The organism is Aquimarina algiphila (genome assembly GCF_947494415.1).
Classification (GTDB): Bacteria; Bacteroidota; Bacteroidia; order Flavobacteriales; family Flavobacteriaceae; genus Aquimarina; species Aquimarina algiphila.
On sequence record NZ_CANLVC010000007.1, the window covers coordinates 602,016 to 616,852 of the forward strand.

Consider the following 14,837-nt stretch of genomic DNA (forward strand, 5'->3'; position numbering starts at 1 on the left):
TATATCTCTTGATCATTTTATAGACATTCAAAAGTTCTGTCTTGTTTTTATCCATAGAATGCGCTATCATATCCGAGTGATCGGGATTATACTTTTTGGTTTTAATTATTTTACTTTAAGCTATAAAAGAAACAGTCACCTTGTTTATGACTGTCTCTTAACTTTTATTTGATTACTCATATAGAAGTCTGAGTTACAAATTCGAACTAGCACGTACTATAACCCAGCTAGGGGAGTTTTTTCTTATTTAAATATTAAGTCATCGCCTTTGTTGAACAATGTCTTTATCCTAGTGATGGAATCATTATATTTCACATCAATTTTAAGGGAATCTAGCATATTCATGATATATTTATCACCTGTAGATTTAGAAATTTTTATCTTACCCTTAAAATTTTTAAACTCAATCCTACCTCTGTTATCAACTAATTGGCCATAAAGTTTAATTAAATTAGAGGGGATTTCTATTTCTTCATTATTCAGCAAATCATAATTAAACTCAAATAATACTCTTTCCCAATATTCTTCATCGATCATATTTTTATTATCAAAAGATAGTATATATTCCAATACCATAGTATCTCTAGAATTATCTAATGAATAATTAACAAGGTTTTCATATGTTATAATTGTTCTCACCTTGGAATTTTCAAATAAATTATATTGCTCTTGCTTTTCTTTTTTACATCCAAAAAGAAGAAGAAATAATACTCCACTAAAAATCTTAATATATTTAATCATTTAATTCTTTTTTATTAAATAGTTTATCTAAAATTGGTGTGGCTCCATCAAAGTTTTCTCCTTCAATAATATTTCCGCCATAATTCACTCTATCAAGGTGTCCTCCAAATTGCTTAACAGCAGCTCTAAAATCGGTTTCTAACTTTTCAGTTATTTTTCCTCCATTCAAAATAGCATCAAAATATTTCGTAATCTTAGTGTTAATTTCTCTACCACGTTTTCCGGAAAAAATCAATACTCTTTTATCTAAGCTTGTTGATCCACTACGTCCCAAAGCATTATTTATTTCATCAATGTCACCTCTTTTATTTTCATCTAATCTTTGATATACCAAAAATGAAGTAAAAACTTTTGCTTCTGCTTCTCGAGCAAAAAAATCTTTTAATCCTCCAAATTGATCTTGAGCTGCATGCAAAAATTCTTCAGCAATAGAAGAATTGTTGAATCCTGAACCAATATTATCATTTCTTAATCCAATCCGTGTATCATCTGATGTTAGAAATGTTGAAATTATAGGAGAGCTTGTAAAAGCAGCTGCACGACCATAACGCCGTGTGTCTTCAGGAGTGAACTCTGAAACAATAAAGTTATCATAATCTCGATCTAATGAATTATACACATTAGAGAAGTAACTATTGTTCTTAAGATTATTTATTATGTTATCATATAATCCCCTGTTCTTCGGGTTCTTAAAAGCAGGGGTCACCGTATTGCCATCAGGATCTATAAAATAGATGGGGCTATTAAGGGCATAATTATAAGTAGAAACCAAATAAAAAGACTCTGCTAATGGATCAATATTCATCCATCTACCTAAACTGGTGTCATAATTTCTAGCACCAAAGTCCATCCAACTCATACCTAGCTCATTTTGCTCTTCTTTCCCTCCAAATTTCAGCAATTGTGCTGTAGAATTTCCTAAAGAAGATACAACACTATTATACCCTTTATGTGTTAACCCAAAAGGATAATAATTACTTTCTTCAATAATCTCTACATTTCCTGTAGCTTCATTTTTGGTATAACTTAAACGGGTATTGCCAAGGTGATCTTTATACTGGTACACATATCGATATCCACTACCTTCTGGTGTAGCATATCCTTCGGGGGTACTCATATATTCTAAAGTACCATTCTTATAGATGTAATTACCAGCATATTCTGTTGTTATTAAAGAACTTCCACTTGGTGCTATTTTTTTCAACTTGGCACCAGTAGCAGAGTAAATATAACTAATATCTCCTGTTCCTTCGTTATTACTAATAGAAACTGTTTCTGGTAGATTTAAATGATTGTAGGTAATATTGGTAATACCTTTATTTTTATCAACAGTCATATTACCATTTTTATCATAGTCATAATCATTACCAGAGGTGTTTCTATCGTTAAAACCTTTGATATTACCCGTATCACTAACTGATAATAACTTATTACCCCAATCATACTTATAGGTAAGATTATCCATTACATTGCTATATCCACCAGTATCAAAGCGATATAAATCTTTAATGTTTCCATTTTTGTCATAACTAGCTCCCATGTCATATTGTGCGGATCCAGAAGCACCTCCTATAAAAGAACTATATTTTAGTCTGTTGAGATTATCATAGTTATAGCCATACCCTCTTTTGATATCATCATTGGCTGTTTTCCAATGGGTTTCACTTATGTTTCCATTATATAGGAGTTTGATATTAAGAGTCTCAGTTGTATTATAATTAATCTTAAAGGCAAATAAATCAGTACCCAGATCCTGTGTTGGATCGTTTATTTGTTTTAGCCATCCTCTTATATTATAGGTATAATTGATTTCCTGTAATCTACTTGAGTAGAGTGCACCTCCAACTTCTTTGGTTGCTAACTGTCCTAATCGATCATAGGTGTTATTTACAATAACCTCTTCTGCTTGTGTATTAATTTTTTGGGTTTGTTGTAATAGTCGCCCAGTATGGTCATAGGTAAAGGTATCTACTGTTACAATAGCCGTATTACTACCTTTGGTATGTGTAGTTTTGGTTTCTTCGGCTCTGCCTATAAAATCTAACTTATTTTCTACAATATCTGTAGTGTTGAGATACTCATTTTTGCTTGCAATATAAATTACTCTTCCTTTTTTGTCATAGTAGGTAGCAGATGTGATCCATTTGTCTGTCCCAAGTACTTTTATTTGGCTTCCTGTGGGTAATGATTGAGTGCGATCTGTGGATACCGTTCCTGGACCTGATAACCCATTGATATCAAAGTCATAATCATCAAAATAGTTAACTGTAAGTATTTCTATGTCTGTAGTTGGAAAAGCATCATTACTATAGTATAGCATAGTTCCTCCTATTGTAGCTGCAGGTTTTCGTGTCTCCCAGAATGTGTTTACTCCTCCCATAGCCAATAGTATGGTTCCTATGTTACGTGTACTTTTATATATACCGGTATAGGCAACTCTTCCAAAAGCATCGTATTTGGTGAATAACCATTCTCCTTTTGCTTTTTGATTGGCATCTTGTGTGAGTATGGGTTGATCGAGTTTATCATATATAATAGATTCCCAATCTGTAAATCCTCCCTTGCCAGGAATTTTCTTTTCTATCAGTCGGTTTCTGTTGTCATACTTATATTGATAACAGAGTTCATTTAATTCAACAGAATTCACACCATCACCAGTATTTACTTTTGGCGGAATTACATAGGTTAAATTGCCGAAATCATCATATACATAATAGGTGTCATGTGCGACTCCTTCATTAAATGTTTGTTTTAAAACTATTCTACCTCTTTTGTCCTTATATTCCTTGGTCGTATGATCATTTGGATGAGTTTGACCGGGTTGCCAGTTTTCATCTTTGGTAATAGTTGTCTGCAATTGGTTAGCTGTATAAAAGCCATCTTTTTCAAGCTTTGGTTTTTTGCTATTATCTCTTTCAAAAGTAACTTTAAAGTGTATTACTTCATCGGTAGTATTAGTACTCCAATCAAATTTGATAGTATGGTCATCATTGTTAGCTGGATGTACTTTCCAGGCGGTTCCTGGAGCCGCTTGTTTTAATATACGACCTAACGAAGAAGACTCGAGTATACGCTCAGAATAGGCATTAAAATCTTTGTCAGATGCTGGTACATCAGGAAAATTATTAGGATACTTATTTTTATAATACTCATTAATATGAGTATTTATATCTACAACGCTATAACTTCCTACAGGGCTCGTTGATCGAAAAGGTAAATATTCTTTAGTTTGTCTGCCAAAAACGTCATATTCTACGTGGGTAACAATGTCTTTTTCTTGAGGAGATGCTTTTATGGCTCTGAGTTGTTTTTCACGTCCTATATTATCATAGTATATGACATTCTCAATAACATCTTTATTATATTTGATCTCGCTAGAGGTGTTCATAGGTTCTTGATAAACCCTGGTGAATATATAGTTTTCTGTATCAGATAATGTTAGATCGTGTATTGATGCTACACATCCTTGATTCGTCCCGTATTCATCAGGACATCGGTCTCTATTATTAGCAACATAACCTGTAGGTTGTGTACATGCGCTTAGCATAGTATTAGGATCTCCCAAATTATCGCCGTCTGTGTCTGCATACCATATGATAATAGGGTTGATTTTTGCTTGTACAGGTGTTTTGGTACTAGCATAACATTGTGTTGCCGAGTTATAGGTTTCTGCATAGTAGGCAGTGGTGGTACTAATAGTAGGTGTAATAAATTCATTGCCAGTACTAATTAGTGTTCCTCCCGAATCGTACCATCTAATACTATTTCCATTAGTACCAGGGGTTGCAGTAAGTGTAATTGTTCCAGAACCACAGCGACTCACATCGGTTCCAGAAGCTGTTTGAGGTATTGGGTTAATTACTGCTCTAATTACTTTTCGGTTTGAAGAACCTGCGTTGCAACCTGTATCAGTATTATAACTTTCTGCATAATACGTGGTCGTCGTACTGATAGTTGGAGTGATAAATTGATTTCCAGTTTTTAATAATGTTCCTGCTTCATTATACCATCGTATGCTATTGGCGTAGGTTCCTGGAGTTGCGTTAAGCGTCACTGTTCCCGAACCACAGTGATTTACGTCTGCTCCAGAAGCTATTTCCGGTACTAGGTTAATTACTGCTCTAATTGCTTTTCTGTTAGAAGAACCTGCGCTACAACCTGTATCTGTATTATAACTTTCTGCATAGTAGGTAGTGGTGGTACTAAGAGTAGGCGTGATAAATTGATTTCCGGTACTAACTATTGTACCTCCCGAATCGTACCATCTAATACTATTTCCATTAGTACCTGGAGTTGCGTTAAGTGTAACCGTTCCTGAACCGCAATTACCTGCATCTGCTCCAGAAGCTCTTTGTGGTATTGGGTTAATTACCGCTCTAATTGCTTTTCTGTTAGAAGAACCTGAGCTACAACCTGTATCTGTATTATAACTTTCTGCGTAATACGTGTTGGTAGTACCGATAGAAGGTGTGATAAATTGATTTCCAGTTTTTAATAATGTCCCTGCTTCATTATACCACCGTATACTATTAGCATCGGCCCCCGGAGTTGCATTTAGCGTAACTGCCCCAGAACCGCATCGACTTACATCTGTTCCCGAAGCTTTTTTTGGTATTGGATTAACTATATAATCAATTCTTGTAGCTGTACTCCAACATCCTCCCTTATGATATGCTTTAAGGTAATGTACACCACTTTCTGTAAAAGAAATAGATTCACTATTATTATCAAAACTTTCTCCTTCAGAAGTAGTTTGCCAGTACCATATGGTACTAATGTTGGGTGGATTATTTCTTCTTAGTATAGTACTACCACAATTTTGAATTGGACTCTTTACGGTAGGTTTATCTGGTATCGGATTAACCGTGTATTGTACTTCTGTTGCTGGCCCCCAACAATCATTTGATTTGTTTCTGGCTCTTAAATAATAAATACCACTAGTGTTAAATGTTTTTGTATTTCCTCCTTCCAGAAGACTTGTATCAAATTGATTTTTTTGCCAATACCAATCTACTCCACCTGGCGGTTTTCCTGAAAAAGATAGTGTTGTACTACCACAATCTTTTTTAATTTTAGGTTCTTGAGGTTTTGAGGGTAGTTTTTTGAGGTTATACGTTATTTGAGTTGCAGTACTCCAGCATCTCGTAATATTGTTTTGTGCTCTTATATAATGTACATTCCCTGTAGCATTACCTTCTGTAAAACTTATTAAAGATTGAGAATTAGAGCTGTCAGTCTCAGACTCGGAGCTCTGCCAATACCAAGTAACACCATTAGGGACATTACTAGAGTTAAAACTTAAGGTCGTACTACCACAAAGCTCTGTAATAGAGGGAATAGAAGGAGGTGTTACTGGTGGTGGTATAGTAACATATACAGAACCAGAGTTCTCACTCCAACCACCATTATAATCATAGGCTCTAATGTAATAACGCCCAGAACCTTCATTAGCCGTATATGTTGCGTCATTTCCCAAATTAAAATTTTCACCATCAGGATTTTTCCCTTGCCAATACCAAATAACATTAGGATCGGGATCTCCCGTTCTGTTTAATGTTGCACTATTACACCCCAAAATAACAGTGGGATTTGGAGGAGCAACAACATTTGGAAATACCGTAACATTATAATCATAAGTATAAATTTGATCATTATTTGAAAAGCTAACGATGCATGTTATAGTTACAGTACCAGAATCTACAAAGCTTATATCTGCTTTATTAGTTATTTGTGAAACTAAAATTCCACCTGATATTTGCCATTCGTAACTAGGAGTACCCTGAAAATTCCCAGTTAATATAATCTCATACCTCTTAGTCTCTCCAATGTTCGAAATAGTAGGTCCACTAATATTTCCCTGAACTTGTGCTAATACGGTATTCGATTTTAATGCTATGAAAATCAACATTAGAACTAATGTGATCATCTTATTTTTTATTATTATATTCTTTATCATCATCATTAGTTTTTGTAATTATATTTGTTTTCTGAAATTAGATTTTCGTCATCATCCTTCACATACTCTAAACGATTAAAATCATCATATTCATAATACATTGTATAGCCTCTTGGATCTGTTATACTAGTAATTCCAATTAATGGATCATAAGTATAGGTAGTTACCATGCTCTTGGGTAATGCACTTCTAAGATTTTGCAAAGCCTCTCTTAATATTTGTTCTGTACAGGTGGTTTCTCTACAGTGATCTACATCATTTTTGGATTTGATTTGCAAACTTGTAACATACTCAGATATATCTTCATAAGTAGCATTTTCTATTTTTGCTATAGGGTAATTAGCATCATATCCCCATATGTATGCAGTATGGATACCTGCTCTGTTAGAAGTTTCAAGGATATTACTCTTATGATCATATTTATGATATGTGATCACGGTATTAAAATTGTCGCTTTCTTTTGCTTGTTTAAAAGTTTCGGGAACTAATAATCCATTTTCTTGTTTGTAAACAATATGTTGTGTCGTTATTTTTTTTGTAGCTATATAGTTTTCTGTACGAATACGTTCGTTTACTCTATTTGCTTGGATTAAGGATATTGCGGTTTGCTTTTCCTGATCGCTTACATCATTAAGAAATTGAACACTCTCGGGATAATAGTAGATAGAACTATGTCTTTTTCCATCACTATTAGATGTTTCCATACTTATAGGTTGTCTATGCAATTTTGTGATATCATTATTGTATATATAAGTAATTTTATTAGTAATAGAATCTAAAGATGATCCAGAATTGTACCTTGTGCTCTCCACACTTGTTAGTGGTATCCATTTACTTGGTATTTGATATTGAGTAACCCCTATTTCTCCAGAGAAATAAGCTACTGGAGAATAATTTGCAGCTCTAATTTCTTCGGTATATTTAGTCGAATATTTATTTCGTATAGATTCTACAAGTTTTTCTTCATTATAATGATATGTACCTAATAAATATCCATTTGTAATGACTGGAGTATTAGGGACATCAAAGTCTATTACTCTTTCGAAATCATTGGAGAAAACATAACTTGAGGTTATATTGTTACCATTCCCAATAATATTTTCTTTAACTACAGAATACCCAACAATATTTCCGGTAATAGTTCCTGTAGCAGGGATGTTACTAGTAGACTGTCTTTTTAATAATGTATATATAACAGTACCCAGATTACTACTTCTTTGTATACTGTAGACTTGAGAAAAATTAGGAGAACTAATTAATTTTCCTGAAGAAATACCTTTGGAAATTGTGTAATCGTATGTTCTGGTATTTTTTGGTGAAACAATCTTTTGTATCCTGAGACCTCCTGTTTTAAGTTTAGTAACAAATTCAGAAAAAATCTCATCATATTCTATAGTACCATTTAAAATTTCAACATTTGGATTTGTACTTAATATATAAGGAGAAACTTCAAACTTTAGTTTGTATTCTCCAGGATCTAGATCAACAAAATACTTAGCTTTAAATGTTTTTATAAACTCTTGTTGTGGCCAATTTGCAATGTCATCCTGAAATGCTGTATGAGAAAATTTTCTTATCACAGTTTCATTGGTTCCTTCTAATTTTACTAGTTGAAGATTGATATCATCACTTAATAAATTGGTCACGCCACCAAAATTCTCATATCGAATGTCATAAGATAATTCTATTGACTCTACATTACCAGTGATAATAATAGGCAAACTGCTTGGAACTCCAGTGTTATTTTGTTGAACTCCATTTCGAGCGATAAATTCTATATTATGGGATGAGTCACTAGTTTTATTTAATGGTTTTAAGGGTAGATGTTCATTAAGTTCATAGTCATAAGAAACTTTACCAGAACTTGGATAAGTAATCTCTTTAAGTGTGGCTGTTTTACTATATTTTAATACCGATTTTCTGTCAGCACCAGTTAATTCTAATAATCTTAAATCTGCAGTATTTTTAGTAAAAGGAATTTTAATAACATCGATATCATCTTCTGATGAAATGGAATTTAAAAACCCTATACCTGATCTTAAATCACCTAACCCTATTCTATCTAAAGAAGCTGCTATCATTTTGAAAATGTTTCTTTTTTCAATAGAAATATCAACGCTAGACAAGGAATTATAAAATTCTTCAAATTCTTCAAGGTTAATTACTTCTGTAGGGAGAAATTTAGGTATTAAGTTATCTTGTCCATTGTTCAATCCATTATAATATCCCCAATAGTCATGACTATTAGAATATTTAGAAGGTAAATTGTATTCTTCATGATATGTAAATTTATAAGGAGGTATAGCCTTAGTTTGGGCTATATTAAATTCTTCAAGCTTTAGCAGCTTTAGCCTTAAGTTTTGTTTTCTCTGTTCGTGATTCCGATTTTTATATTCTGGATTAAAATAATCATGTGTGAATGTGTAGGTTTTTATAGGATTTGTGTTTTGAGTATTATAAATCTCAATATTAGAAAGTCTTTGTGGATTCCCTTTTCCTAAATCTAGCCTTGTATCTGTATTAAAAATTATTTTACCTTCATCCCATTGTATTTCACTAAGTATATATTTATCAAAATATCGGGTGTATGAAATAGATTTTTCAAGTTTTTCATAATCAGGTAAACAATTGGTGGGTCTATTGGTATAAGAAGCATCTGCAGATCCAATAATTCGTCGATCTGTGATTGTAGTATTTATTAGGCTCTCCTGTCCATAATCTCCATCATTTTTATATAGAAAATTAATTTCAGAATTGTTTGTAAGAATAATTTTTGTTAATAACCAGGAGTTTGTCATTGACCTGGTATTACTAAATTCGGTTGACACAGGTTCTGTACTTTTAAACCAGGTTTCAGATTCTTCTTTTTCAGAAAATTCATATATAATACCATCGGGAGCGGTAATCTTGAAATTGCGATTATTAGTAGGATTATACTCTATTTTCAGGTTGTTTTTTTGATCGATCATAATTCCTTTACCAGGCGTACGTGATCCTACTTTAGGAAGAGATTGTACGACAAACTTTCCGGAGTATCCCCCAAAATTATATAAGAACAAATCTGGTTCTGCATCATAATGAACTCTACAACTTTGATATGTGCTTCCGAATACTGGAGTTTCTTGAGCAGAAGGTGTAATTTCACAATCAGTTGGAGTGGTTTGAGTGTAACAGGTAAGTAAATTTGCTGTAGGAACATTATATTCAGGGTTAAAAAAATACCCTTGTCCTCCATTTTCATTAATACCAAAATCATCAATACCACGGATTTGTCGGGTAATCATTCCTCCGGCATTAAGGCTCCATCCCAGGCCTGCCCAACTAGCTTCTTGTTTAACTTTTATACCAGAGGCATGATAACTTAAACTTATAGGTAATGTATACCCATTGGTGTTAATTTGATATAATGGGATATTGATTTGTGGTACTCCAGAATAATAACTAACAGGAGTATCTGCATACTTAGCTAATGCAGCCACAGTCGGAGTAGCAGAAAACTCTACAACAGGTGGATTTAACTGATCATTTGATTGCCCTATTAATACTGAATTAATAGAGATTTGTATCAAACAAAAAAGTAATGTTTTTTTTAATTTCATAATAAAAAATTCAATAAATGAGTTATTTACGTGATTAATAAAACTCACTCTTTATTCATTTTTAAATTAAAAGAGAGATTGTTTTCACCCTTTAGTGTTACCACAAAAAAAAATGATACCCTGTTTTTTTAGATTTTTTTAAGAATTATATTCTTTACATTAAAAAAGTTGAATTATGAAATGTTGTATTTGTACTCAACTTGTAACTTTATTATAGCTTTATGAGTCTATAGAATAAGATTCTGTATAGGGATAAAAACAGTTGTTTTATCGACTAGATTTAAATAGTATAATACCCAAAAATGTAATTAATGGACTTAATTTTGGATTTTATTTTTGTTGGGGGGATAATCATAATCTCTATAATTTTATGGCTGTTAATAAAATCAAAAAAGAAACAGCTATCGCAAAAAATATTGATTGTGTTTTTTGTACTTCTATTTTTTATTACACTATATTTTTATGCCCAGCTACATCATATTATTTGGCTGATACGAATTTGTTTTGTGCCAAATGATATCAGTGTGTTAATGATAGGACCACTATTATTCCTGTATATAAAATCGTTATTTTTAAAAGAAGAAAACCTGATAAAGAATTCATTGTCACATTTTGTTCCAGCTGCCTTATTTGCTGTTTTTATAGCAATTCCAACAATTGTATATGATATTATACCTCTGGGTTGGTTATCATATGTACATTCAGATTTTATACGTATTATTCTTAAAACCGAGGATATATATATGATAGGATATCTCTTGATTTCGTTGCGATTATTATCAAAATATAGAGCATTGTTAAAATTTAAATATTCTAATTTAACACTGTATGATTTTAATTGGATTAAGATGATGTTGATTGGGGCATTGTGTATTATTAGTTTCAATTTTAGTGTTTTGACATATGAATTCTTTTTTGGAGATTTTAAAATGAATATAGAATTTATTGCAGTGGCAACAATGGTCATATGGATTGCGTATTTGGGGTATTATGGAGTGTATCAATCAAAAGTATTACTGCCCGATTTTCTGTTAGATAGTGATGAACTAAATATTGAGGTTCATGTTAATTCACTATCAGATGTTAAAAAAGAAGAGTTTGAAGTATTAAAAAATAGGCTTTACGATATCATAGAAAATAGTAAGCCTTATTTAGACGAAAATCTGACATTAAACACATTAGCACAACAACTTTCTACTACCGATAAAAAACTATCTACGTTGCTCAATCAATATATGAATACGAACTTCTATGACTTTATTAATACATATAGAGTAGAGGAAATAAAACAAAAACTACAATCAGAGCAATATGAAAATTATACCCTTTTAGGAATTTCTTATGAGTGTGGTTTTAAATCTAAAACTAGTTTTAATAGAGTCTTTAAAAAAGAAACAGGGCTTTCGCCTTCTGCCTACAAGAAAAGCCTGTCATAGATTTCTTCAATTTTTATGATCAAAAAAAGACCAATGCTTCTATTGGGACGATTAGCCTGTTTTATTTTTATTGATTTGTCTTCAAGTCTTTAATCAGGCAATGGATAAGATATAGTAAAGTAACTTTTTATTATATGGACTAAAATTTCATTGTTTTTAAGGTAATGACATTGTTTAATTTAAAAAATCAAAAAATGAAGAAAAATCTATTGACATTAATTTTCCTTTGGATAACCTTAATTGTTACCTCTCAAGAAGCAAGTGTGGAAAAATCGGTTTTCGGAATCCAAGCGGGATTTTCGGGAATATGGGCGCATACAGAGTTAAAATTATCAAATCAAATTGCACTACGGGGAGAGTTAGGTTTTGATGGTATTTGGGATCATGAATTTTATGAAGAAACTGATTTTTTATTAGTAACAGTGCTTACCGTAGAACCTAGATGGTATTACAATTTAAATATCCGAACAAACAAATCCAAAAGAATAGATTATAATAGCGGTAATTTCTTTTCGATAAAAACGAGTTTACGGCATTCTGATTTACTGATTGTTTTAGATAATGAAGAAGATACCAAAATTGTAACCAATCTATCCATAATTCCTACTTGGGGAATTCGACGTAATCTAGGGAAGCATTTTAATTATGAAACCGGAATAGGAATTGGCTATATCCATTATTTTGGAAAGGACGCAGGTTTTCCTAAAAATAAAGATGAAACCGCAATTAATTTACATTTACGAATTGGATATAGGTTTTAGAATTTTAAACAAAATACATTAAGATATAAATGATCTACTCAGGGTTTTGTTTTTTTAGCTCGAGAACACCATTCTCAAAAGACTAACAATTATAAAATAATTGATAACAGATATTTGAAAGTTTAGACGCAAAAGTTTTTTAATTCACATTCAGCAGCTTTTAATAGTTTTTTTAATTTTCTCTTTTTAAATCTACACTTAGTATTTGATATGTCATCTTTGATTCGGTAAATAAGGGATTCACAGTATTTAATTCGATTTGAAACGGGTAACTTCAAGATTACATTTTTGTATAATTGATCTAGATGGACCAATGAGTTTGGGGAATTTTTATAAAATAAAAACATTTGGGTTATAGTTTTATCTCGTTATATATTTTGGTTTTAAGATTAAACACTGACTGTTTTAATTGCATCAAACTTCATTCCCAAGTCCTAGTAAAATAGTTAAAGTATTACTAAGAATAGTTGTGGTTTTATACGATTAATACTATGTTATAACACCCTTTTAAAAGCAAGAGTTTGATGGTAAGAGAAATAGTTTATTTTACTAGTGAGTTGTTTTTCTTAAATATTTTTTACACAATCAGAGAGTTAACAAATACTATTTTAAAACGAAAAGAGGAACGAAGTAAAGATTATATGAAAATTTGTAAATATTCTATTTTTTAATCGTCTATCTTAGAGTACCTAATAGCAGTATACTATTCAGGTAATACTTAGAAACAAAAGTAATAAAAGATAAAACGTTGATAGCTGAAGCTCTAGATACCTATTTCCCTAAACTAGCTACTATGCCAGAACTCAAAGCAGAATTGGTAGCGATAAGCAGTGTACATAAATTTAATTCGGGAACAGTAATTTTAAGACAAGGATCATATATAAAAGTAATACCCTTAGTGATTTCTGGTTTGATAAAAATTTTTAAAGAAGAACCAATACATGGAAATGAAGTTCTGTTATATTATATAAAACCTGGAGAGAGTTGTGTGATGTCTGTAACTACTTTGGTTAGAAATGAAACAAGTAGGGTAAAAGCGGTGATTGAAGAAGACTCAGAAGTAGTTATTATTCCCGCAGATAAAGCATTGAAAATTGCTAAGGCATACCCAAAATGGAATGAATTTATCTATGACCTCTTTAATTTTAAATTCGAAGAACTTGTTAATGTTATCGAGATACTAACGTTTTCGAATAAAGATAAACGGCTCCTAGAATATTTGAAAAAAGAAGCACAAGTGAAAGGGGATAATATCCTTCGTACCACTCATAAGGATATAGCTTATGATTTAGGTTCTTCTAGAGAAGTGATTTCCAGATTGCTTAAAAAATTAGAACAAAATGGCGTAATACGTTTAAAACAAGGAGTTATCGAGCTTTTACAAATAAACTAATGTTATTTTGCTTTTTTGTTCCAGAAACCATGTACAATTTGACCAAGAAAGCTTTTAGGAAATTGCTCTTCACCTTCAAACCCTAATTCAATTGTACCACTATCCTCTGGAATATAATTTGTTTTAAAAATATAGTCCCATAAACTCAAGCTAATACCAAAATTTACTCCAAATCTGCCTTCGGGTAATTTATATGAATGATGATACAAATGCATCACAGGGTTATTAATAAGGTATTTAAGCGGACCCCATGTAATTTTTATATTAGAATGATTAAAATGCCCGATAGTAATTGCTAAAAAATGTACGATATAAGCCTGTTCGGGTTCAAACCCACCCAAAATCATAACTGCAAACGTCTTTAATGGTTTGTAGAGGATATTTTCCATCCAATGATAACGTAAATGCGCAGCAAATCCCATTTCTTTTGTACTATGATGTACTTGATGATATTTCCATAAAAATGAATATTTATGTAATAAAATATGAGTAAACCATTGCACAAAATCTAATAATATAAAGAAAATAAGTAGTTGTGTCCATAATGGCCAATCTGATATTTCTATTATAGCTAAACTTTTGGAGGTAATATGAATATCATTAAATAGAACTTCCAATAATTTATAAAAACCACTTATGGCTATAGAAAAAATAAAGAAATTGAAAAACATATAAAAGCCATCAATCCAAAAGTCTTTTCTAAATATCGATTGATTTTTCCTCCAGGGAAATATTATTTCTAATCCCCAGACTAAAAGTGATATGATAATAATCCCCCAGAAATAATTTGTATACCAAGGAACCTCAAGAAGTATTGAATTCCAAGTCCACTGTATTGTTCCTAAAAATGCATCGATAAATGCATTCATATACTTCTCCATAAAAATCCTTTTGCATAACAAAGATACCAATATCCTATTTTGGAACTTGTAACAAATGTCACAGTATTTC

General features: G+C 31.7%; 7 protein-coding genes. 3 read left to right on the forward strand and 4 right to left on the reverse strand.

All coding sequences use genetic code 11. The annotated features are described in order from the left end of the window. Positions 1-243: 243 nt before the first annotated feature. The 3 genes from PQF96_RS17255 to PQF96_RS17265 are packed head-to-tail and all read right to left on the reverse strand — an operon-like array spanning position 244 to position 10,296. Positions 244-741 (reverse strand): hypothetical protein, encoded by a 498-nt coding sequence (locus PQF96_RS17255; protein WP_271767594.1) that lies wholly within the window; start codon positions 739-741, stop codon positions 244-246. Beyond that, positions 734-6,667, reverse strand: a complete 5,934-nt coding sequence (locus PQF96_RS17260) for an Ig-like domain-containing protein (protein WP_271767595.1) — start codon at positions 6,665-6,667, stop codon at positions 734-736. Before PQF96_RS17260 ends, PQF96_RS17255 begins: the two co-directional genes overlap by 8 nt. 35 nt (positions 6,668-6,702) lie before the next feature. Continuing rightward, a complete protein-coding gene (locus PQF96_RS17265; protein WP_271767596.1) occupies positions 6,703-10,296 on the reverse strand; it encodes an RNA-binding protein in 3,594 nt (1,197 codons plus the stop codon). 530 nt (positions 10,297-10,826) lie between these two features. Here PQF96_RS17265 and PQF96_RS17270 point away from each other — a divergent pair. The 3 genes from PQF96_RS17270 to PQF96_RS17280 all read left to right on the forward strand — a co-directional run bounded on the left by PQF96_RS17270 (position 10,827) and on the right by PQF96_RS17280 (position 13,886). Further along, entirely contained in the window at positions 10,827-11,732 is a 906-nt protein-coding gene (locus tag PQF96_RS17270; protein WP_271767597.1) for a helix-turn-helix domain-containing protein, read from the forward strand. 194 nt (positions 11,733-11,926) lie between these two features. Continuing rightward, on the forward strand, positions 11,927-12,493 hold the full coding sequence (locus PQF96_RS17275) for a hypothetical protein (RefSeq protein WP_271767598.1): 567 nt from the start codon (positions 11,927-11,929) through the stop codon (positions 12,491-12,493). 793 nt (positions 12,494-13,286) lie between these two features. Next, on the forward strand, positions 13,287-13,886 hold the full coding sequence (locus tag PQF96_RS17280; protein ID WP_271767599.1) for a Crp/Fnr family transcriptional regulator: 600 nt from the start codon (positions 13,287-13,289) through the stop codon (positions 13,884-13,886). A gap of 2 nt (positions 13,887-13,888) precedes the next feature. Here PQF96_RS17280 and PQF96_RS17285 read toward each other — a convergent pair whose 3' ends face one another. Beyond that, the gene (locus PQF96_RS17285; protein WP_271767600.1) at positions 13,889-14,767 is read right to left on the reverse strand and encodes a sterol desaturase family protein; all 879 of its coding nucleotides are present in this window, start codon (positions 14,765-14,767) and stop codon (positions 13,889-13,891) included. Positions 14,768-14,837 lie beyond the last annotated feature (70 nt).